The organism is Pseudomonas ovata, assembly GCF_003131185.1.
Taxonomy (GTDB): domain Bacteria; phylum Pseudomonadota; class Gammaproteobacteria; order Pseudomonadales; family Pseudomonadaceae; genus Aquipseudomonas; species Aquipseudomonas ovata.
Window position 1 is genome coordinate 82,205 of sequence record NZ_QFFU01000008.1, and the last position, 21,729, is coordinate 103,933.

Consider the following 21,729-nt stretch of genomic DNA (forward strand, 5'->3'; position numbering starts at 1 on the left):
GAATATCTTTTAATGCAAAGGAGTGTTGCCATGAAAATCGCCGCCGTGATGCTGTTGAGTTGCGCTGTGCTGGCCGGTTGCAGCGGTTCGGGGACCAACCGGGCCTGCGAAGTGTTCAGCCCGGCAGCGGTCACCGTGCCGACCACCGAGAACAGTCAGCGCGTCGAAGCCCAGGCCACGGGCGAGCCGTCTGACGATGGTAAAAACGAACAGCACTGCCCTTGATGCCATCAGGCGGGGCAGGCCAGGAGAGTGAATGAAAGGCGTTATGGCTCTTGGCGCACTGGTCTTGCTGGGCGGTTGCTCCGTCTTCAAGCCGGCGCCGCAACAGGTCGACCCGTGGACACGCTGGGTCTGTGACAGCAAGGCCGAGGTCAACTGGCGCTATGCCGATGCGGCCCACAAGGCCGTTGATGTGCGCCTGAACCAGAGCGACCAGGTGTACCGCCTGCAAGCCGAGCCCGGCGCGACCGGTGAGCTGTATGGCAATGGCGTACTCTCGTTCGCCCGTAACGGCGACGACGGGCTGGTCTACTGGACCGTCACCAATGATTTGATCGGTCGCGGCTGCAAGGTCAGATAAACTGCAGCACGGCCAGGCGCAGGTGATTTCGCAATGCCTGCGCCCATGACTTGAATAGCAGCCGCCACTGGGGCAGGCTCGCACGATTAACGACCCGATCGGGAGAGAAACAGACAATGGCACTTATCAGCATGCGCCAGATGTTGGACCACGCCGCCGAATTTGGCTATGGCGTTCCAGCTTTCAACGTAAACAACCTGGAACAGATGCGCGCCATTATGGAAGCGGCCGACAAGACCGACTCTCCGGTGATCGTTCAGGCCTCGGCCGGCGCCCGTAAATACGCCGGTGCCCCGTTCCTGCGCCACCTGATCCTGGCGGCGATCGAAGAATTCCCGCACATCCCGGTGGTCATGCACCAGGACCACGGCACCAGCCCGGACATCTGCCAGCGCTCGATCCAGCTGGGCTTCAGCTCGGTGATGATGGACGGCTCGCTGGGTGAAGACGGCAAGACCCCCGCCAGCTACGACTACAACGTCGACGTGACCCGTCGCGTCGTCGCCTTCGCCCACGCCTGCGGCGTGTCGGTAGAAGGTGAGCTGGGCGTGCTGGGTTCGCTGGAAACCGGCCTGGCCGGTGAAGAAGACGGCGTAGGCGCCGAAGGCGTGCTGGATCACAGCCAGATGCTGACCGACCCGGAAGAAGCCGCTGACTTCGTCAAGCGCACCCAGGTCGATGCCCTGGCCATCGCCATCGGCACCAGCCACGGTGCCTACAAGTTCACCAAGCCGCCGACCGGTGACATCCTGGCCATCGAGCAGATCAAGGCCATCCACAAGCGCATCCCCAACACCCACCTGGTGATGCACGGCTCCTCGTCGGTGCCGCAAGAGTGGCTGAAAATCATCAACGAATACGGCGGCGACATCAAAGAGACCTACGGTGTGCCGGTCGAAGAAATCGTCGAGGGCATCAAGCACGGCGTGCGCAAGGTCAACATCGACACCGACCTGCGCCTGGCTTCCACCGGCGCCATCCGTGAGTTCCTGGCCAAGCACCCGGCCGAGTTCGACCCGCGCAAATACCTGGCCAAGACCGTCGTGGCCATGCGTGACGTGTGCATCGCCCGTTACGAAGCGTTCGGCACGGCCGGCAACGCCTCGAAGATCAAGCCGGTCTCCCTGGACCGCATGTTCGAGCGCTACGCCCGTGGCGAGCTGGATGCCAAGATCAACTGAGTGTTGCTCGGCTGAATGAAAAACCCGCGCTTGCGCGGGTTTTTTCATGGGGCAGGGTGCATTGGGCCAGACCGTACAGCGGCTGGCCAGGCAGTCTTGGGCGCTCAGTGCGCTATCTGGCTGCAATGCACTCCACTTCCACCCGGGCATCAAGGGCCAGGCCCTTGACGGCCACGGTGCTGCGGGCCGGGAAGGGCTTGCTGAACGCGGTACGGTACTGTGCGTTGAAGGCCGCAAACTCGGCCATGTCCGCCAGAAAGGCCGTGCACTTGACGATGTTGTTCATCTGAAAGCCGCTGGCTTCGGTCGTGCGCTTGATATTGGCCATGACTTGCCGGGTCTCGGCCTCGATGCCCCCCGGCACCAGGCCATTCTGGCCGGGGACGACGCCCAGTTGGCCAGACATGAACAGCAGGTTGCCGACCCGGGCGGCGCTGGAAAAGGGGTAGGTGTCGTTCTGGCTGAAGTTGAGGATCTCAACCGGTTGATGACTGTCGGCGACGGCGGCAAAGGCGGTCAATGAAGCGCAAAGCGAAAGCACCCAGGCGCTTTTTTTCATGGGGATGAACTCCTTGTCAGAGGGTGATATTCAGGGTTTGAGGGCTTTAAGCAGGGCCGGATAAAACTGCTGCGGGGCCTGCAAGTGCGGCGAATGTCCGAGCGTTTCGAACTCGATCAGGGTCGCCTCGGGAATGCGCCTGGCAGCCGACTTGCCCAGTTCGGCATAGTTGGCCAAGGTGGCCATTACGGCAGGCGATGCGCCATGACCAATGGCGGTTTTATCGGTCAGGCCGATAAACAGCGTGGTGGGCACTTTCAGATACTCGAACTCGTGAACGACCGGTTCGTTATAAATCATGTCGTAGGTCAGGGCGGCGTGGTAAGCCATCATTGTCCGGTGCGGGCCACTGAACAGTTTTTCCTGCATCTCGATCCAGCGATCAAACTCGGGGCGCCATTCGCCGTTGTAATGCACGCGGCGTTGATAGTCCTTGAGTGCCGTGGCACTGAAGCCCAGTTCATCTTCGAAGTAACTGTCGATGCCTTTGTAAGGAACGCCAAGCGCCTTCCAGTCCTCAAGGCCAAGCGGATTGATCAGCGCCAGTTGTTCGGTGACCTCGGGGTACATCAGTGCATAGCGGGCGGCCAGCATGCCGCCCATGGAGTGACCGATGATTGCGCTGCGGCTGATGCCCAGAGCTTGCAGCAGTTCATGGGTATTACTGGCCAGTTGCTGGAAGCTGTACTGGTAGCGTTCGGGCTTGCTGGACTTGCAGAACCCGATCTGGTCCGGGGCAATGACCCGGTAGCCGTCATCGCTCAGGGTCTTGATCGTGTCGGTCCAGGTGTCGGCACAGAACAACTTGCCGTGCATCAACACGACGGTGCGGTTTTTCGGCTGGCTGTTCGGGTTGGGTGGCACATCGACGTAAGCCATGAGCATGTTCTGACGCTGTGAGCTGAGCGCGTGGTAATAAACCTTGTAATGGTAATTGAATGTTTCAAGTTCCGGGCTGCGGCTGGATAGTTCATCGGCCGTGATGGCCTGGGCAGACGTGGACATTGCCATGAGTGCGCAGGCCACTAATAACAGTGGCCTGTGACAGAGACGAAGGGGAATGTTCATGCGTTATCAAGTTACGAAGGCAGGCGAAAGTGCAGAGCAATTAGTAGGGCGTTAATCGGCCGATTGCAAAGCCGCCTGTATTGCAAGACTTTCAAGTGCGTTACTTGATGATTCGCATGTAGGTGGCCTGCCGCGCTGCCCGGCGGCGGGCAGCGCCATCAATGCGGCGTGCCAGAGGCGTTCTACTGGATTTTGACCAGCGCTGCGCAGGCGGCCTTGTAGGCTTCGTGCTGATATTTATTCAGCGACTCAGGCAGGTCGAAAGTGTGTTTTTTGTTTGCAGCGTTAATCGTCTGGGGCGACAACAGGGTCACCTCGCAATCAGGCAACAACTGAAACACGGTCTCGATCTTGAACGTGGTCGGGCCGCCGGCGAATTCGCCTTTCTTGCTGCGCTTCTTGATGACGATATGGCTGATGCCGTTTTCGCGCACGAAGGCGGCGATCTGTGTGGCAAAGGCCTTGACGTTGGCCGCCTCGTCATCGTCGGCCAGCGCCAGTTTGCGGGTTGCCAGGGGCAGGTGGCCGATGCTGTCGTTCTGCCGTGTCGCCAAGGCAAAGATGGCTTCGCTGCCTTTGATTTCCACGCCGCAAATAATCATGTGATGCCCTGTGTCTTGAGTCGAAAAGTCACAGGGTAGCGCATTGAGAGGCGGATTATTCCTGAGCGATCGACTCCAGGTATTCCGAGCGCTCGTCACTCATGCGCGCGATGCAGTCGTTTTCGCTGATCCTGAATGCCTTGCTGCCGGCAGCCGACGGGAAGACTTCCACGGCACAGTCGGCGTCACGCAGCTTTTCCCAGGCCTGGTGGGCGGTCTTGAGCTTGCTGGTGAAGTCGTTGAACTGGGTCTTGTTGGCGACGAATTGCGACTGCACCCGGTTGAGCAGGTTCTGGAAGTTTTCCTTGAGCAGCGCCTCGGCGGTCTCACGGCTGTAGATGGAGCACTCCAGGGTCTGGTTATCGCTGTCGACGCCATCGCAAGGGGATGTTTCAGGATCCTGTGCAGCCCAGGCATTGCTTGCCAGGGCACTTGTCAGCGCCAGTCCCAGGAAAAAGGTTTTCATCTACTCGCTCCGATCCGTTGATGCGCTGAATTCTGGCTCAAGCGCATGACAATGAACAGGTTTGACATGCCGCTGGAGGGTTGTGCCCTACCCTTTGTCGCGGATTGACGCTTTCGGCAATTCCCCTGTCGTTTTTGCATCCGGCTTTCCCGAGCCTGCGGCATATGCTGGCCCCAATAGCGCCGACAGTCGATTTGGCGCACCAGCACCTATAAAGGGGACGCCTGATGAGCCCAGCCGAACTTCACGCCGACAGCATCGTTATTGACGGGCTGATCATCGCCAAGTGGAATCGCGAGCTGTTTGAAGACATGCGCAAGGGCGGCCTGACCATGGCCAACTGCACGGTGTCGGTGTGGGAAGGTTTCCAGGCCACCGTCAACAGCATCAGCGCCAGCATGAAGCTGATGCGCGAAAACAGCGACCTGGTGATGCCGGTGCAGACCACTGCCGACATCCGCAAGGCCAAGGAACTGGGCAAGACCGGCATCCTGTTCGGCTTCCAGAATGCCCATGCCTTCGAAGACCAGATCGGCTATGTCGAGATCTTCAAGAAGCTCGGCGTGGGCATCGTGCAGATGTGCTACAACACCCAGAACCTGGTCGGTACCGGCTGCTACGAGCGCGACGGCGGCCTGTCGGGTTTCGGCCGCGAGATCGTCGCCGAGATGAACCGCGTCGGCGTCATGTGCGACCTGTCCCACGTCGGCTCCAAAACCAGCGAGGAAGTCATCCTCGAATCGAAAAAGCCGGTCTGCTACTCCCACTGCCTGCCGTCGGGGCTCAAGGAACACCCGCGCAACAAGTCCGATGAAGAACTCAAGTTCATCGCCGACCACGGCGGTTTCGTCGGCGTCACCATGTTTGCGCCGTTCCTGGCCAAGGGCATCGACTCGACCATCGACGACTACGCCGAGGCCATCGAGTACACCATGAACATCGTCGGCGAAGACGCCATCGGCATCGGCACCGACTTCACCCAGGGCCATGGCCAGGAATTCTTCGAATACCTGACGCACGACAAGGGCTACGCCCGGCGCCTGACCAGCTTCGGCAAGATCATCAACCCGCTGGGCATCCGCACCGTGGGCGAATTCCCGAACCTGACCGAGACCCTGCTCAAGCGCGGCCACTCCGAAAGCGTGGTGCGCAAGATCATGGGCGAGAACTGGGTTCGTGTTCTGGGTGACGTCTGGGGGGAATAACCCACCCGCGTCGCTGACACCTTCTATTTCAAGGCAGGCAACGGTCTGCCTCATCACAAGAATTTTTCCGGAGTCACGTTTCATGGCCAAGATCGCCCCGCAACTGCCTATCGAAGTCGACAGCGAAACCGGTATCTGGACGTCCGACGCCCTGCCGATGCTGTACGTCCCGCGCCACTTCTTCGTCAACAACCACATCGGTATCGAGGAAGTGCTGGGCGCTGACGCCTATGCCGAGATCCTCTACAAGGCCGGCTACAAGTCAGCCTGGCACTGGTGCGAGAAAGAGGCCGAGTGTCATGGCCTGGAAGGTGTCGCGGTGTTCGAGCACTACATGAAGCGCCTGTCGCAGCGCGGCTGGGGCCTGTTCAAGATCCAGGACATCGACCTGGACAAGGGCACCGCCAGCGTCACGCTCGAGCATTCGGCGTTCGTGTACGTGTACGGCAAGGTCGGGCGCAAGGTCGACTACATGTTCACCGGCTGGTTCGCCGGTGCCATGGATCAGATCCTGGCCGCACGCGGCAGCGCGATCCGTACCGTGGCCGAGCAGGTTTACGGAGGCTCTGAAGAGGGCCATGACGATGGTCTGTTCGTCGTCAAACCACTTTAACCGCGCCGTTGGAAAGCACCGCGCGTAACGCTCTGGCAACGCGCAGCCGGCCTGGGCCGGCTGCGCACCATTAGACCGAGCGTACGCCACCCGCTTTCGCCTTGAGGAGTTTTGGAAATGGCTTTTGAAGCGATGTTCCAGCCGATCCAGATCGGCAAACTGACCATCCGTAACCGTGTACTCAGTACTGCCCACGCCGAGGTGTATGCCACCGACGGCGGCATGACCACCGACCGTTACGTGAAGTACTACGAAGAGAAGGCCAAGGGCGGCATTGGCCTGGCCATCTGTGGCGGCTCGTCCGTGGTTGCCATCGACAGCCCGCAAAGCTGGTGGAAGTCGGTCAACCTGGCCACCGACCGGATCATCCCGCATTTCCAGAACCTGGCCGACGCCATGCACAAGCATGGTGCCAAGATCATGATCCAGATTACCCACATGGGCCGTCGCTCGCGTTGGGACGGTGATCACTGGCCGACCCTGATGTCGCCGTCGGGCATTCGCGAGCCGGTGCACCGTGCCACCTGCAAGACCATCGAGCCCGAGGAAATCTGGCGCATCATCGGCAACTACGCCCAGGCCGCGCGCCGGGCGATGGAAGGCGGGCTGGACGGCATCGAGCTGTCGGCCGTGCACCAGCACATGATCGACCAGTTCTGGAGCCCGCGGGTCAACAAGCGCACCGACGAATGGGGCGGCAGCTTCGAAGGCCGCATGAAGTTCGGCATGGAAGTGCTCAAGGCCGTGCGCGCCGAAGTCGGTCGCGACTTCTGCGTGGGCATGCGCATCTGTGGTGACGAGTTCCACCCCGATGGCCTGTCCCACGACGACATGAAGCAGATTGCCAAGTACTACGACGACACCGGCCTGCTGGACTTCTTCGGCGTGATCGGCTCGGGGTGCGATACGCACAACACCCTGGCCAACGTCATCCCGAACATGAGTTATCCACCGGAGCCGTTCCTGCACCTGGCCGCCGGTATCAAGGAAGTGGTCAAGATCCCTGTGCTGCACGCACAGAACATCAAGGACCCGAACCAGGCCACGCGGATCCTGGAAGGCGGCTATGTCGACATGGTCGGCATGACCCGTGCGCACATGGCCGACCCGCACCTGATCGCCAAGATCAAGATGGGCCAGATCGACCAGATCAAGCAGTGCGTCGGTGCCAACTATTGCATCGACCGCCAGTACCAGGGCCTGGACGTGCTGTGCATCCAGAACGCCGCCACGTCCCGCGAATACATGGGCCTGCCGCACATCATCGAGAAATCCACCGGGCCCAGGCGCAAGGTGGTGGTGGTCGGGGCCGGTCCGGCCGGCATGGAAGCGGCGCGGGTGGCGGCCGAGCGTGGCCATGAGGTGACCCTGTTCGAGAAGAAAGACGCCATCGGCGGGCAGATCACCACGGCCTCCAAGGCACCGCAACGCGACCAGATCGCCGGCATCACCCGCTGGTATCAACTGGAACTGGCGCGCCTGAAAGTCGACCTGCGCCTGGGCACCGCTGCCGATGCCGCGACCATTCTCGACCTGCGCCCGGACATCGTGGTGCTGGCGGTGGGCGGTCATCCGTTCGTCGAGCAGAACGAGCACTGGGGTGCGGACGAAGGGCTGGTGGTCAGCAGCTGGGACATCCTTGACGGTAAAGTGGCGCCAGGCAAGAACGTGCTGGTCTACGACACCATCTGCGAATTCACCGGGATGTCGGCCGCGGATTTCCTCGCCGACAAGGGCTGCCAGGTCGAGATCGTCACTGATGACATCAAGCCGGGCGTGGCGATGGGCGGCACGACCTTCCCGACCTACTACCGCAGCATGTACCCCAAGGAAGTGATCATGACCGGGGACATGATGCTGGAGAAGGTCTACCGCGAAGGCGACAAACTGATTGCCGTGCTGGAAAACGAATACACCGGGGCCAAAGAGGAGCGGGTGGTCGACCAGGTGGTGGTGGAGAACGGTGTGCGTCCCGACGAGGCGATCTACTACGCGCTCAAGGAAGGTTCGCGCAACAAGGGCCAGATCGACATCGAAGCCCTGTACGCGATCCAGCCACAACCGATGCTCAGCCAGCCTGGTGATGGTTACCTGCTGTACCGGATCGGCGACTGCGTGGCGCAACGCAACATTCATGCGGCCATCTACGACGGGCTACGGCTCTGCAAGGATTTCTGACGGCCACCACCTTCTGTAGGAGCGCGCTTGCCCGCGACCGAGTGCGTAGCGCTCGCAAAATCTGCGAAACGCTACGAATTCACGACTGCTAACGCACTCGGTCGCGGGCAAGCGCGCTCCTACGGGGTACACCCAGGAGCCATCATGCTCAACACCATTCTCCCCATCCTGCTGTTCGCCGCCCTGGGCCTTGGGCTCCTGGGCGCCTTGCGGCGGGTCAAGCTGTGGCGCAACGGTCGGGCCTCGAAGGTCGACCTGCTGGGCGGCCTGCTGGCCATGCCCAAGCGCTACATGGTCGACCTGCACCACGTGGTCGCCCGTGACAAATACATTGCCAACACCCACGTGGCCACGGCCGGCGGTGCGGTGGCATCGATCGTGCTGGCGATTCTGGTGCATGGTTTTGGCCTGCACAACAAGATCCTCGGCTACGCCTTGCTGCTGATGACAGCGGTGATGTTCGTCGGCGCGATCTTCGTGTTCCGCCGTCGCCTCAACCCGCCGTCGCGCCTGTCCAAAGGGCCGTGGATGCGCCTGCCGAAAAGCCTGTTGGCGTTTTCGGCCAGTTTCTTCCTGCTGACCCTGCCGGTCGCCGGTATCCTGCCGCAGGATTTCGGCGGCTGGGCAGTGGCGGCCGTCCTGGCGCTGGGCGTGCTGTGGGGCGTCAGCGAGCTGTTTTTCGGCATGACCTGGGGCGGGCCGATGAAGCACGCCTTCGCCGGTGCCCTGCACCTGGCCTGGCACCGTCGCGCCGAGCGCTTCGGCGGCGGCCGTTCCACAGGCCTCAAGCCCTTGGACCTGGACGATCCGCAAGCGCCTTTGGGCGTGGAAAAACCCAAGGACTTTACCTGGAACCAACTGTTGGGCTTCGACGCCTGCGTGCAGTGCGGTAAATGCGAAGCCGCCTGCCCGGCGTTTGCCGCCGGCCAGCCGCTGAACCCCAAGAAGCTGATCCAGGACATGGTCGTGGGCCTGGCCGGTGGCACCGATGCCAATTTCGCCGGCAGCCCGTACCCCGGCAAGGCCATCGGCGAGCACGGCGGTCACCCGCACCAGCCGATCGTCAACGGCCTGGTGGACGCCGAGACCCTGTGGTCGTGCACCACCTGCCGCGCCTGCGTCGAGGAGTGCCCGATGATGATCGAGCACGTCGACGCCATCGTCGACATGCGTCGCCACCTGACCCTGGAGCGCGGCGCCACGCCGAACAAGGGCGCCGAGGTGCTGGACAACCTGATCGCCACCGACAACCCCGGCGGCTTCAACCCCGGTGGCCGGCTGAACTGGGCGGCGGACCTGAACCTGAACCTGTTCAGCGACAAGAAAAGCGCCGATGTGCTGTTCTGGGTCGGTGACGGTGCGTTCGACATGCGCAACCAGCGCACCCTGCGCGCCTTCGTCAAGGTGCTCAAGGCCGCCGGTGTCGACTTTGCCGTACTGGGCCTCGAAGAGCGCGACAGCGGCGACGTGGCGCGGCGCCTGGGTGACGAGGCGACCTTCCAGAGCCTGGCCAAGCGCAATATCCAGACCCTGGCGCGCTACCGGTTTGCCCGCATCGTGACGTGCGACCCGCACAGCTTCCATGTGCTCAAGAACGAATATGGCGCCTTTGGCGGCGAGTACCAGGTGCAGCACCACAGTACGTTCATCGCCGAGCTGATCCAGGCCGGCGCGCTGAACCTGGGCCAGCACAAGGGCGGCAGCGTGACCTACCACGATCCTTGCTACCTGGGCCGCTACAACGGTGAATACGAGGCGCCGCGCGATGTATTGAAGGCGCTGGGCATCGAGGTCAAGGAAATGCAGCGTTCCGGCTTCCGTTCGCGGTGCTGTGGCGGTGGCGGCGGGGCGCCGATTACCGACATCCCCGGCAAGCAGCGGATTCCCGACATGCGCATGGAGGACATCCGCGAAACCCAGGCCGAGCTGGTGGCGGTCGGGTGCCCGCAATGCACCGCCATGCTCGAAGGTGTGGTCGAGCCGCGTCCGTTGATCAAGGACCTGGCCGAGCTGGTGGCCGACGCCCTGATCGAACAGGATGCCGAGCCTGCGCGCCAGCCGGCCCAGGCCAAACGTGAACCTGCGGAGGTGCACTGATGAGCGACATTATCCGCCGCGACCCACGCGCCGCGTGGATCGCCCGTAACCGCCTGCACCCGCTGCATGCGGCCATGCAACCGTTGCAGGAGCGCTGGATGGGCCCCAACGGGGTCCTGCGCAAGAACGTCCACGGTATCGGCTTCATCGGTCCCAACGGCCTCAAGCGTATCGACCGCAGCGGCGCCCAGCAGGGCGGCGCGGTCAAGCGCAGTGCGGCAGTGGCGGTGCAACTGCCGCTGCATGTGGTGGCGCAACCGGCGTTTCACATCTGTGTAGTGCCCGACATGGTCGGCGGCCGCCTGGGCAGCCACGACCGCGACCTGCTCGGCCTGGCGCGGCAGATGGCCGGTGCCGACGGCGCGGTGCTGGCGGTGGTCTTCGGTGAACACAAGGAAAGCGCATTCGACACCGCCGGCGTGGATCGCCTGCTGGTGCTCGACGACGACGCCTTCGACGGCTATTCACCGGAACAGCGTGTCCAGGGCCTGCGGGCGGTGGATAACCAGTTCGACCCGCGCCACTGGTTGCTGCCCGACAGCCGCACCGGTGGCGGTGAACTGGGCCGGCGCTTTGCCGCCAGCCTGGGCGAGCGCCCGGCCACGCGGGTCTGGCAGGTCAAGGACGGGCAGTGCAGCGCCCGTGCCGGGGCCGGTCGCGAAGACCTGGTGCGGCCATTGGCGCGGCTGATCCTGGCGGCCGCCGAATGCGCAGAGCCTGTCAGCGAAACCCGTCATGAAGCCGTGCCGGTCGAGTTATCCACAAGCGTGGTGCGCAGCCTGTCGCGTATCGAAGACCTCGGTGCCGTGGCCGTCGACCCGGCGGCTATCCCTATGGCCGAGTCGGAGTTCATTGTCTCGGGTGGCAACGGCGTCCAGGACTGGGACCTGTTCCACCGCACCGCCGCCGCCCTGGGGGCCACCGAAGGCGCCTCGCGGGTGGCGGTGGACAACGGCTTCATGGCTCGCGACCGGCAGGTCGGCGCCACCGGCACCTGGGTCACGGCGCGGGTGTACATGGCCGTTGGGATTTCCGGGGCGATCCAGCACCTGCAGGGCATCGGTGCCTGCGACAAGGTGATTGCGATCAACATGGACCCTGGTTGCGACATGATCAAACGGGCTGATCTGTCGGTCATCGGCGACAGCAGCGAGCTGTTCCACGCCCTGATCGCGGCGGTCGATGCCTGGCGCAATGGAGACAAACGTGATGCAGCCTGAATCTGTCACAAAGAACACTCCGGCCCTGCAGGTCATCAGCCTGGTGTCGGTCGGCGCCCACCCGACCTCCGGGCGCGCCCGCCGTGCCGAACAGGACGCCCGTGCCGTCGAGCTGGGCCTGCGCCTGGTGGGCAACAACCTGCAGATGCTGCATGCCGGCGACCCACAGGAACCGGCACTGCGCGCTTACCTGGGCATGGGCCTGGATGAGATGCACATCCTTGAACAGCCGGCGGGCAGTGATGCCTTGCCCGCCCTGGCCGAATACATTCGCGACTGCAACGTGCAGATGGTGCTGACGGGCAGCCAGGCCGAAACCGGCGAGGGCTCCGGCATGTTGCCCTTCCTGCTGGCCGAGCGTCTTGGCTGGCCTTTGGTGATCGGCCTGGCCGAAGTGGAGTCGCTGGAAAACGGCACGGCCCTGGTGTTGCAGGCCCTGCCACGCGGCCAGCGCCGGCGCCTCAAGGTGCGCCTGCCATTCTTGGCCACTGTGGATAACGCCGGTCCCACGCCACGGCAAAGTGCCTATGGTCCGTCCCGGCGCGGTGTGCTGGGAGCGGAGCAGACCGAAGTGATCAGCGATGAACTGCTCACCGGCGACAGCCTGCAACCGGCCAGGCCACGGCCCAAGCGCCTCAAGGTGATCAAGGCCAAGAGCGGTGCCGACCGCATGAAGGCCGCGACCGCCAAGGCCAGCGGCGGTGGCGGCAAGGTGCTCAAGGGCGTCAGCGCCCAGGAAGGCGCCGAGGCGATCCTCAAGCTGCTGGTGGAAGAGGGCGTGATTCGCTGAAACAGCGTCAAGGCAGAGCGCTGCCGCGCAGTCGTCTGGGACCCGGTAGGAGCGCGCTTGCCGGAATGCCGGACCACCGCGACCGAGTGCGAAGCGCTCGCAAAATCTGCGAAACGCCGCAAATTTACAGTTGTGAACACATTCGAAATCTACGAAACGCCACAATTTTACGACTGCTGCGCAGCCGGTCGCGGGCAAGCGCGCTCCTACGCAAGAGGCGGCGCGCCAAGGCGGCGCGCTGGCGGTTGTGGATGATTCATTGCGCGCGCTTCCACAGCACCACGTCCGGGGCGGTGATGGCGGTCGAGGTGTGGGCCTGCTCGCAGGTGTACTTCACGGTGTTGTGGACCACGGTATCGCCTGCTTCATAGGCCACGTCTTCTTTCCAGTCGGGTGTTTCGCCACCTTCCCCGGGTTGGGTACGGATCGTGAGCATGGCTGACCAGTCCGAGCTGACCCCTTGTGTGTCCGTGGCCCTGATCTGATAGCCATAAGCCTTGCCAGGCACAAGCCCGGTGTCTTCGAACGGTGGCGCGTTGGTGGTGCCGATTTCGACGCCGTCGCGCCGCAGGTTGTACTGGAACACCGGATTGGGACCGGTGGAGAGGTGCCAGCTCAATTTCACCGAGTCCTGCATCGGTTCGGCCGCAACGAAACTGGCCGGTACGGACGGTTTGCCGGGCGCCGGCGTCTCGCCTTCGGTCAGGTAGCCGTAGCGTTTGACGAACGCCCAGTCATAGGCCTTGCCGGTCTTGTCCTTGCCATCATCCCAGTTGACCGACCAGGTCATCAGGCCGCGAATCGGGTTGTTGTCTCTGGTCAGGCTGTCCAGTGCCCATTTCACATCTTCAGGGTCGATCACATAGCCGGTGGCGGCCGCATCGTTATTGGTCGGCAGGCCGATCGCCAGCCGGTCGGCCGCAATCTGCGAGAAACCTCGCGTGCCGTGGATCAGGCTGTCGGTCAGGTAATACAGGAACAGTTCCTTGTGCTCGTCACTTTCCTGAGTGATCCACAGGCTTTCCTCATCGACCCAGACGCCGTCAGCGCCCTGGTTGTAGTACTGCGGCGCAATGAAGTCGTAGAGGTCTTCCAGCGCCTCGATGTAGGCAAGATAGGCGCCGTCCGTTCTCAGGTAAGGAAACTCCGGCGCCATGCTGATGATGAAGTGCTTGCCTTCGCTTTCGTAATGTTCACGAACCATACGCAGCGCCGCTGGCAAGACGGTACGGTTATCGGCAAGGGTGATTGCACTTTGCTCCAGATCGATGTCCAGGCCGTCAAACCCATACACCTCGACCAGACGGATGATTTCATAGGCCAGCGCCTCCTGCTGGCCTTCATGCAGCTCGATATGGGCATCGGCGCCGCCCAGCGAAATCAGTACCGCACGTCCTTCGGCATTGAGCTGTGCGACCTGGGCACGAAACTCGGCATCGCTGACGTTATAGGGCTTGAAGGTCGGGATGCCGCTGCCTTTCATGAAAGCCACGGCCACGACGTTATACGCCTTGGGAATATCGGTCAGGGGCATCTCGGCAAACACGCCCTGTTGATAACCCTGGCCGGGCGAGGTCGGCCAGTTGTGCCAGAAGCCCATGAGAATGTTCTTGCCTGTAAGGTCCGGCATGGCCGAGGCCGCATCAAGGGCCGAGTTCTTGTACTGGGCCAGAACGCTTGGCTTGAGCATGGTGATGTCTCCTTCCGCTGGATAGACGCTGCATAAGCATGAGTGTCAGCCAGGGGCCAAGGCTTTTGTACTGGTAGAACTGACAGGGTTGGGGCCGATCAGGGCGACTTATCCAGTGAATGCTGTTTACTTACGCACATTCCCTGTGCGCCTGCCTGTGGATAAGGTGTTCGCTTGTGTCTGGAGGCCACGTAAATCGGGGTTTGCAGGGGTGTGGTTAAAAAATAATCAGCGGGTATGGGCGTTTTTTCGCTGCACGGGCTGTGGATAAGCGTTCTGACACGGGTGACGGTTGCCCACAATCTCTGTTGGCTGCTCTGTGGACAAGGTGTTTGCTATGTGCTGGAAGCCTTGAACGGCGTGGCATACAGAGGTTTGTACAAAAAACAGCCAAATAGCGCAGACGAGGTGGAAAGCCAGGTCTTTGCACTGTTTTCCACAGCCCGGAGTACCAAACGGTCAAGTTGCCCCCAAAGTCTGTTGGCGCTTCTGTGGATAAGGTGTTCGCTGTCCTATAAAAGTCTTTATATACAAAGGCTTGATAGAGTCGATCAATAAATGACCAGGCGCTGGCGTGTGCACAACCGGATATCGGCATGGGCGCGCAGCGTCATGGATCCATGCTTTTGACAGGATTGCCCACAATTGCTGTGGGCTGCCTTGTGGATAAGTTGTTTGCGAACTGCGCCAGGCACTACGGGCGGGGGATTGCAAGTGCCTGGCTGTTTTTTGATCAATCAGGCCTTATTCGTGGTTGACCGCTACACCCTTGAGGTAAGGCGCAGGTTCCGCGCCCAGGTTTTCCAGCACGCGCGCGCTGTACCAGTCGATGAAGTTGACCACGCCGAACTCGTAGGTCTTGGAATACGGGCCTGGCTGGTAAGCCGTGGAGTTGATGCCGCGCTGGTTTTCTTCGGCCAGGCGACGGTCCTGGTCGTTGGTGGCGTCCCACACCTCGCGCAGGCGCGCCACGTCGTAGTCGACGCCTTCGACGGCGTCCTTGTGCACCAGCCACTTGGTGCTGACCATGGTTTCCTGGGCGCTGATCGGCCAGACGGTGAAGACGATCAGGTGATCGCCCATGCAGTGGTTCCAGGAGTGCGGCAGGTGCAGGATGCGCATCGAGCCCAGGTCCGGATTCTGGATGCGGCCCATCAGCTTGTTGCAGCCCTGCTTGCCGTCCATGGTCATCGACACGGTGCCCTTGAGCAGCGGCATGCGCACGATACGGTTGCGCAGGCCGAAGCCGGCATGCAGGTAAGGGATTTTCTCGGCTTCCCACTTGGTGGCCGACTCGGCCACATGGTCCTTGAATGACTGGCTGGCACGCGGATCGTGGGTGTCGTCCCACTCCAGCAGGGTGTTGAGCAATTCAGGGTGCGAGCCGCTGCAGTGGTAGCATTCGCGGTTGTTTTCCAGTACCAGCTTCCAGTTGGCCTTTTCCATCAAGGTGGTCTGCACCGCCACCTTGGTGTTCTCCATGTCGTAGGGTTCCATGTAGTGGCTCAACGTGGCCAGGAACTCGTCGATCGCAGGCGGATTCTCTGCCAGGCTGATGAAGATGTAGCCACCGGCCGTCTTGACGTTGATCGGCTTAAGGCTGAATTTCTTCATGTCGAAGTCATCGCCCATCTCGGTGCCGGCGTACAGCAGGCGGCCGTCCAGCTCGTAGGTCCACTGGTGGTAATGGCACACCAGCTTGGCGACCTTGCCTTTCTCGGCCGTGCACAGGCGCGAGCCACGATGGCGGCAGACGTTGTGGAAGGCATTGATGGCGCCGTCCGCGCCGCGCACCACCAGCACCGGGTTGTTGCCGATCTGCAAGGTCAGGTAGTTGCCTTTCTTGGGGATCTCGCACGTCATGCCGGCGATCAGCCACTCCTTGTGGAAGATCTCCTGCATGTCGATCTGGAACAGGCGCTCGTCGTTATAGAACGGTTGTGGCAGCGAATAGGTGCGTTCGCGGTTCTGCAGCATCTCGGCTGTCGCCTTGCGTGCTGCTTCAAGTGGGTCGCCCAGGCTCAGGTTTGCAGTGACGTCCATCTTCGGATTCCTCAAGACCGCCTCGGGCGGTCGCGATTGTGGCTAATACGGTGGGGTTTTCTCAGCACGCAAGGCGATCTTTGGTGGTCGCTCTTGCCGGGTATTATTGCGTAACGATTTAGCCGCGAGTGTGGAGATGCGCGCGCCGACAACCTTATCCATGCACGACATGGCCGAATCCGTTCCCGACGGGCAAGCCCATGTCGTTGGGGGCTGGTCGCCGTAAGTACGTCAATGTCGCAGATAGATAAATGGCAGGAGAGGGCGTTACGCAGAATTCGCTCATGAAAGGCCGGCTGTCGGCCGTGGAGATCGAGCATGTCCCAAACCTTCCTCAACCCGGTCAATACCCAGACGTGGGCCAATGGTCGCCACGCCGTGCGGGTGGTCAAAGTCATTCAGGAAACCTGGGACGTCCGCACGTTTTGCTTCATGGCCGACCAGCCGATCCTGTTCTTTTTCAAGCCGGGCCAGTTCGTCACCCTGGAGCTGGAAATCGACGGTCAGCCGGTGATGCGCTCGTACACCATTTCCAGCTCGCCCTCGGTGCCGTACAGCTTTTCGATCACGGTCAAGCGCGTGCCGGGCGGCAAGGTCTCGAACTTCCTGCACGACACCCTGCATGAGGGCCAGGAGCTGGCCGTGCACGGCCCGGTGGGGCTGTTCAACGCCATCGACTTTCCGAACCCGAAGATTCTCTACCTCAGCGGCGGGGTGGGCATCACCCCGGTGATGTCCATGGCGCGCTGGTACTACGACACCAACGCCAACGTCGACATGGTGTTCGTGCACAGCGCCCGTTCACCCAAGGACATCATCTACCACCGCGAAATGGAGCACATGGCGTCGCGGATCGATAACTTCAGTCTGCACCTGATCTGCGAGAAGCACGGCCTGGGCGAGCCGTGGGCCGGCTATCGCGGTTACCTGAATATCCGCATGCTGGAAATGATGTCCCCGGACTTCCGCGACCGTGAAGTGTTCTGCTGCGGCCCGACGCCCTACATGGCAGCGGTCAAGCGCATGCTGCAGGACAACGGCTTCAACATGGCCCAGTACCATGAAGAGTCGTTCGGTGCCACGCCGCCCGAGGCCAAGGCCGATGCAGTCGAGCACGCCGAACAGGCCGCCGACGCGCCGGATATCGACGCCAGCGACCTGCACGAAGTGGCGTTCACCGACACCGGCAAGAGCATCCGCATCACCCCGGGCGAAACCGTGCATGCGGCGGCCGCCAAGCTGGGCCTGATGATTCCCAAGGCCTGCGGCATGGGCATCTGCGGCACCTGCAAGGTGATGAAGCTCAGCGGCGAGGTCGAGATGGAGCACAACGGCGGCATCACCGAGGAAGACGAAGCCGAGGGCTACATCCTGTCGTGCTGCAGCGTGCCCAAGAGCGACGTACGGATCGAATATTGATTACGGTAGGACCATGTAGGACCGGCTTTAGCCGGGAAGCGGTCACCACGTAACGGCCGTTCCCGGCTGAAGCCGCCTCCCACAAGAGCGCGCTCTGGGCATGCCGCCAATCCCGTAGGAGCGACCAACGGTCGCGAAGTGTGCTACAGCCATCGCCGGCAAGCCGCCTCCCGCAGTCTGGTGCCAGGCACCAGATCCGGGATGCTCATCAACCTTGTGGGAGGGGGCTTGCCCGCGATGTGGCCAGCAAGGTCCATACACCTGCTGCGCCTGACGCATAGCCATCGCCGGCATGCCGCCAATCCCGTAGGAGCGACCAACGGTCGCGAAGGCCGGCAAGACTGCGCCATCGTGTGTGCCTGGACGGCAGCCATCGGCTGAAGCCGCCCCTGCGCAAGCAGTGCATCTAGAGCCTGAAGCGCAGCACCATGCCGTTGAGGTCCACCGCCAGGCGTGACAGTTCGGTACTGGCCGCCGAGGTCTGGTGGGCGCCGGTGGCGGTCTGGGTCGACAGGTCGCGGATGTTGACCAGGTTGCGATCCACCTCGCGGGCCACCTGGGCCTGTTCTTCGGCGGCGCTGGCGATCACCAGGTTGCGCTGATTGATCTGCTCCACCGCCGTATTAATGGTGTCCAGCGCCAGGCCCGCGCCCTGGGCGATGCTCAGGGTCGACTCGGCGCGCTCGGTGCTGCTGCGCATGGCCCCCACGGCCTGCTCGGTGCCGCTCTGGATGGTCTCGATCATGCGTTCGATTTCACTGGTCGATTGCTGGGTGCGATGCGCCAGCGCGCGCACCTCGTCGGCCACCACCGCAAATCCGCGTCCGGCTTCCCCGGCACGCGCCGCCTCGATGGCCGCGTTCAGGGCCAGCAGGTTGGTCTGGTCGGCCAGGCCACGAATCACATCCAGCACCTTGCCGATGTCCTTCGATTGCTCGGCCAGGTGGCTGATCTGCTCGGCACTGCCCTGCACGTCGCGGCTCATGCGCTCGATGGCGGTGACCGTTTCCTGCACCAGATCGCGGCCGTCACGGGCCGAGGCGGTGGCGCTCTGCGAGGCCTGGGAAGTGTCGTTGGCGTTGCGCGCCACTTCCTCGACCGCACAGGTCATCTCGTTGACTGCCGTGGCGGCCTGTTCGATCTCACCGTTCTGCCGGCCCAGGCCGCGGGCGCTTTCGTCGGTCACGGCGTTGAGTTCTTCGGCGGCTGAAGCCAGTTGCGAGGCCGAACCGGAAATGCGCTGCAAGGTGTCACGCAGCTTGTGCTGCATGGTGTGCATGGCCTGCAACAGGCGCCCGGCCTCGTCACGGCCATCCACCTCGATGGGCTGGGTCAGGTCGCCCTCGGCAATGGTTTCGGCGGCTTGCAAGGCAGCGGCGATCGGCTGGGTGATGCTGCGGGTCAGCAGCCAGGCAAACAGCACGGTCAGCAGGGTGGCGACGATCAACAGGCCGACCACCAGGACAAAGGCTTGCTGGTAACGCTCGGCGGCGTGCGCATTGGTCTGGTTCAGTTGCGTGGTGTTGAACTCGACCAGGCGGGCGATCACCTCGTTGATCTGATCGGAGTTTTCCATCATCTCGGTGTTGAGCAAGGTTTGCAGGCCGTCGAGGTTGTTGGCCAGCGACAGCTCGCGAAGACGCGTTTCCAGCTGCAGGCGGGTGTCGCGCAGGCGCAGGTACTGGTTGTAGATCGTCTGCTCCTGCGGGTCATCGATCAATGCCTCGTATATCCCTCGGGCCTCTTCGATCTGCTGGTTGCGCAGCGTCATGGTTTCCTTGGTTTTCTGCTGGATGTCCGGCTCGCGGTTGACCATCAACCGGTAGGACAGCACGCGCATGCGCTGGGTGAGTTCGTTGATGCGGTCCAGCGCCTTGATGGTCGGCACGCTGTTATTGGCCAACGCCTCTGTGTCGCTGCGGATCTGGCTCATTTGTGACAAGGCGAACACGCCGAGGATCAGCATGAGGGCGCCGATAAAGGCGAAACCGAGGGAGGCGCGCGGTGCGATGTTCAGGGTGCGTAAGGGCATGATAGAAATTTCCAGGGCAAGAGGCGCAACCCGGTGTGGCTTGCAGGCGATAAGCCTCTGACCGGGGTCCCTGGCAATCGGTTGCATCAAGTGATGGCAAAAAGTTATCACTTTGTTTCGGTGCCCGGTCGTCGCGCCAATGACCGATTTGACTTGCGCCGGGAACCGAAACCGGCAAGTAAAGTCAGATGGGCCCTTGAAGGTGGCTTGTCTCGCCTCCACTTATGGCTAAAGGCCGGTTTCCAAGGCCCAAGCGCTGGCATGCACCTCCACTTTTCTTTATGGTGTGTGCCCCTCTGGAACGTGTTCGAGTAATCAAAATGTTGGAAACATCCCTCAGTCAGTTGGAACAACTCGTCAGCGATCTGGTACAGCAGAATCAGCAACTGCAGGCCACCGCCGATCAACTGCGTGCCGACCTGGCCCAGGCCCGTGAAGAGAACGACACCCTGCAGCTGAGCCTGCTGGAGCAGGAAGAAAAACAGGGCAGCGCCGCCGCCCGCATCCAGGCACTGGTTGACCGTGCTACCAGCGCCAGTCATGTGAGCGCATGAGTTCAACGAGTGATGTGACGGTCTTCTCGATCCTGGGGCAGGACTACTCGGTCAAGGCCCCGCCTGGCGAGGAGCACGCCCTGCTGCAGGCCGCCGCCATGCTCCAGGCTTCGCTGGCCGACACCAAGCGCCAGTACCCGGCCCTGATCGGTGACCGGTTACTGGTGCTGGCGGCCCTGAACCTGTGCTCGCGGCACCTTGAGCTCAAGGAGCAGCACAAGGTCGAGCTGGCGCGGTATCAGGAGCAGGTCGAGGCAACCGTCGAGGCGATCTCCCGCACCATTTCCCAGAACTGACGGCGGCCTCGCGGGCGCCGTCGGTCTTGCGCCTGCCAGGTCATCAGCCGGCCTGCATTACCCGGCGAATATCCGCCGCCAGTTGCCGCACGCGTGCCTCTTCGGTGTCCCAGGAGCACATGAAGCGTGCGCCGCCCTTGCCGATGAAGGTGTAGAAGCGCCAGCCCAGGCCGGTCAGTGCCGCGATGGCCGGTTCCGACAGTTGCAGGAACACGCCGTTGGCCTGCACCGGGAACATCAGTTCGACGCCCTGTACATCCTTGACCAGTTCGGCCAACAGCTGAGCGCAGTGGTTGGCGTGGCGGGCGTGCTTGAGCCAGGCGTCGTTTTCCAGCAGGCCGACCCAGGGCGCGGACAGAAAGCGCATCTTGGAGGCCAGTTGGCCGGCCTGCTTGCAACGGTAATCAAAGTCCTCGGCCAGGTCGCGGTTGAAGAACAGGATCGCCTCGCCGACCGCCATGCCGTTCTTGGTCCCGCCGAAACACAACACATCCACCCCCGACTTCCAGGTCAGTTCGGCTGGCGAGCAGTCCAGGTACGCGCAGGCGTTGGAAAAGCGTGCGCCATCCATGTGCAGGTGCAGGTTCAGCTCCTGGCAGGTGGCGCTGATGGCCTTGAGCTCTTCGGGCTGGTAGATCGTCCCCACCTCGGTGGCCTGGGTCAGGGTCACGACCCGGGGCTTGGGGTAGTGGATGTCCTGGCGCTTGAGGGCGATCTCGCGGATCGATTCAGGGCTCAGCTTGCCGCCAACACTGGGCGCGACCAGCAGTTTCGAACCGTTGGAAAAGAATTCCGGCGCGCCGCATTCGTCGGTCTCGACGTGGGCGGTTTCCGAGCAGATGACGCTGTGGTAACTCTGGCACAGCGCCGACAGCGCCAGGGAGTTGGCGGCGGTGCCATTGAACGCGAAGAACACTTCGCAGTCGGTTTCGAACAGACGACGGAATTCATCAGCGGCGCGGGCCGTCCATTGATCATCGCCGTAGGCCCGTTGATGCCCGTGGTTCGCCTGCTCCATCGCGGCCCAGGCCTCAGGGCAGATGCCGGAATAGTTGTCGCTGGCAAACTGTTGGCTTTGATCTGTCATGGCCGAATCCTTGTGGTCGATTATTGCATCACTGTAAACGAACGAA

General features: G+C 62.2%; 20 protein-coding genes and 1 pseudogene. 12 read left to right on the plus strand and 9 right to left on the minus strand.

What is annotated here, in order from left to right; all coding sequences use genetic code 11:
- Nucleotides 1-30: 30 nt before the first annotated feature.
- The 3 genes from DGA31_RS13315 to fba all read left to right on the plus strand — a co-directional run bounded on the left by DGA31_RS13315 (nucleotide 31) and on the right by fba (nucleotide 1,764).
- Nucleotides 31-225, plus strand: a complete 195-nt coding sequence (locus DGA31_RS13315; RefSeq protein WP_056840583.1) for a hypothetical protein — start codon at nucleotides 31-33, stop codon at nucleotides 223-225.
- 31 nt (nucleotides 226-256) lie between these two features.
- Nucleotides 257-583, plus strand: a complete 327-nt coding sequence (locus tag DGA31_RS13320) for an MliC family protein (protein ID WP_109512879.1) — start codon at nucleotides 257-259, stop codon at nucleotides 581-583.
- Nucleotides 584-699: 116 nt separating this feature from the next.
- Nucleotides 700-1,764 (plus strand): class II fructose-bisphosphate aldolase, encoded by a 1,065-nt coding sequence (gene fba / locus DGA31_RS13325; RefSeq protein ID WP_056840585.1) that lies wholly within the window; start codon nucleotides 700-702, stop codon nucleotides 1,762-1,764.
- Between the two features lie 112 nt (nucleotides 1,765-1,876).
- Here the strand turns inward: fba and DGA31_RS13330 are convergent, their stop codons facing one another.
- The 4 genes from DGA31_RS13330 to DGA31_RS13345 all read right to left on the minus strand — a co-directional run bounded on the left by DGA31_RS13330 (nucleotide 1,877) and on the right by DGA31_RS13345 (nucleotide 4,459).
- The gene (locus DGA31_RS13330) at nucleotides 1,877-2,323 is read right to left on the minus strand and encodes a RidA family protein (RefSeq protein ID WP_109512880.1); all 447 of its coding nucleotides are present in this window, start codon (nucleotides 2,321-2,323) and stop codon (nucleotides 1,877-1,879) included.
- A 30-nt stretch (nucleotides 2,324-2,353) separates the two neighbouring features.
- A complete protein-coding gene (locus tag DGA31_RS13335) occupies nucleotides 2,354-3,334 on the minus strand; it encodes an alpha/beta fold hydrolase (RefSeq protein ID WP_241509585.1) in 981 nt (326 codons plus the stop codon).
- Nucleotides 3,335-3,573: 239 nt separating this feature from the next.
- Nucleotides 3,574-3,993 (minus strand): DUF3010 family protein, encoded by a 420-nt coding sequence (locus DGA31_RS13340; RefSeq protein ID WP_056840588.1) that lies wholly within the window; start codon nucleotides 3,991-3,993, stop codon nucleotides 3,574-3,576.
- A gap of 55 nt (nucleotides 3,994-4,048) precedes the next feature.
- Nucleotides 4,049-4,459 (minus strand): lysozyme inhibitor LprI family protein, encoded by a 411-nt coding sequence (locus DGA31_RS13345; RefSeq protein ID WP_056840589.1) that lies wholly within the window; start codon nucleotides 4,457-4,459, stop codon nucleotides 4,049-4,051.
- Between the two features lie 227 nt (nucleotides 4,460-4,686).
- Here DGA31_RS13345 and DGA31_RS13350 point away from each other — a divergent pair, with 227 nt between their 5' ends.
- The 6 genes from DGA31_RS13350 to etfB all read left to right on the plus strand — a co-directional run bounded on the left by DGA31_RS13350 (nucleotide 4,687) and on the right by etfB (nucleotide 12,562).
- Nucleotides 4,687-5,664, plus strand: coding sequence for a dipeptidase (locus tag DGA31_RS13350; RefSeq protein WP_056840590.1), 978 nt, complete (start codon nucleotides 4,687-4,689; stop codon nucleotides 5,662-5,664).
- A gap of 82 nt (nucleotides 5,665-5,746) precedes the next feature.
- On the plus strand, nucleotides 5,747-6,277 hold the full coding sequence (locus DGA31_RS13355) for a DUF5943 domain-containing protein (protein WP_056840591.1): 531 nt from the start codon (nucleotides 5,747-5,749) through the stop codon (nucleotides 6,275-6,277).
- Nucleotides 6,278-6,394: 117 nt separating this feature from the next.
- On the plus strand, nucleotides 6,395-8,455 hold the full coding sequence (gene dgcA / locus DGA31_RS13360; protein ID WP_109512882.1) for a dimethylglycine demethylation protein DgcA: 2,061 nt from the start codon (nucleotides 6,395-6,397) through the stop codon (nucleotides 8,453-8,455).
- 144 nt (nucleotides 8,456-8,599) lie between these two features.
- Nucleotides 8,600-10,552: a dimethylglycine demethylation protein DgcB gene (gene dgcB / locus DGA31_RS13365; RefSeq protein ID WP_109512883.1), complete on the plus strand. Its 1,953-nt coding sequence runs from the start codon at nucleotides 8,600-8,602 to the stop codon at nucleotides 10,550-10,552.
- Complete coding sequence (etfA, locus tag DGA31_RS13370; RefSeq protein ID WP_056840594.1) at nucleotides 10,552-11,772, plus strand: electron transfer flavoprotein subunit alpha; 1,221 nt, start codon at nucleotides 10,552-10,554, stop codon at nucleotides 11,770-11,772. The genes dgcB and etfA overlap by 1 nt, the downstream gene beginning before the upstream one ends.
- Complete coding sequence (gene etfB / locus DGA31_RS13375) at nucleotides 11,762-12,562, plus strand: electron transfer flavoprotein subunit beta (protein WP_056840595.1); 801 nt, start codon at nucleotides 11,762-11,764, stop codon at nucleotides 12,560-12,562. Before etfA ends, etfB begins: the two co-directional genes overlap by 11 nt.
- Nucleotides 12,563-12,818: 256 nt before the next feature.
- On the opposite strand, the gene DGA31_RS13380 is transcribed toward etfB, so the two are convergent.
- Together DGA31_RS13380 and gbcA are read right to left on the minus strand one after the other, a co-directional pair.
- On the minus strand, nucleotides 12,819-14,252 hold the full coding sequence (locus DGA31_RS13380; RefSeq protein WP_109512884.1) for a glycosyl hydrolase family 18 protein: 1,434 nt from the start codon (nucleotides 14,250-14,252) through the stop codon (nucleotides 12,819-12,821).
- 744 nt (nucleotides 14,253-14,996) lie between these two features.
- Nucleotides 14,997-16,295 (minus strand): glycine-betaine demethylase subunit GbcA, encoded by a 1,299-nt coding sequence (gene gbcA / locus DGA31_RS13385; RefSeq protein WP_109512885.1) that lies wholly within the window; start codon nucleotides 16,293-16,295, stop codon nucleotides 14,997-14,999.
- A 318-nt stretch (nucleotides 16,296-16,613) separates the two neighbouring features.
- Here gbcA and gbcB point away from each other — a divergent pair, with 318 nt between their 5' ends.
- On the plus strand, nucleotides 16,614-17,714 hold the full coding sequence (gene gbcB, locus DGA31_RS13395; protein WP_056840598.1) for a glycine-betaine demethylase subunit GbcB: 1,101 nt from the start codon (nucleotides 16,614-16,616) through the stop codon (nucleotides 17,712-17,714).
- A 406-nt stretch (nucleotides 17,715-18,120) separates the two neighbouring features.
- Here the strand turns inward: gbcB and DGA31_RS30745 are convergent, their stop codons facing one another.
- Nucleotides 18,121-18,993 carry a methyl-accepting chemotaxis protein gene (locus DGA31_RS30745; protein ID WP_421957966.1) on the minus strand — a complete coding sequence of 291 codons (873 nt, stop codon included), beginning with the start codon at nucleotides 18,991-18,993 and terminating at the stop codon, nucleotides 18,121-18,123.
- A pseudogene (locus tag DGA31_RS30750) lies at nucleotides 18,976-19,833 on the minus strand (MCP four helix bundle domain-containing protein); the annotation flags it as partial. The gene DGA31_RS30745 and the pseudogene DGA31_RS30750, both read right to left, overlap by 18 nt.
- 233 nt (nucleotides 19,834-20,066) lie before the next feature.
- Here DGA31_RS30750 and DGA31_RS13405 point away from each other — a divergent pair.
- Both DGA31_RS13405 and DGA31_RS13410 read left to right on the plus strand, forming a co-directional pair.
- Entirely contained in the window at nucleotides 20,067-20,300 is a 234-nt protein-coding gene (locus DGA31_RS13405) for a hypothetical protein (RefSeq protein ID WP_056840600.1), read from the plus strand.
- Nucleotides 20,297-20,596: a cell division protein ZapA gene (locus DGA31_RS13410; protein WP_056840601.1), complete on the plus strand. Its 300-nt coding sequence runs from the start codon at nucleotides 20,297-20,299 to the stop codon at nucleotides 20,594-20,596. Before DGA31_RS13405 ends, DGA31_RS13410 begins: the two co-directional genes overlap by 4 nt.
- A 43-nt stretch (nucleotides 20,597-20,639) precedes the next feature.
- Here the strand turns inward: DGA31_RS13410 and DGA31_RS13415 are convergent, their stop codons facing one another.
- Nucleotides 20,640-21,683, minus strand: a complete 1,044-nt coding sequence (locus tag DGA31_RS13415; RefSeq protein ID WP_109512887.1) for a threonine aldolase family protein — start codon at nucleotides 21,681-21,683, stop codon at nucleotides 20,640-20,642.
- Nucleotides 21,684-21,729: the final 46 nt, after the last annotated feature.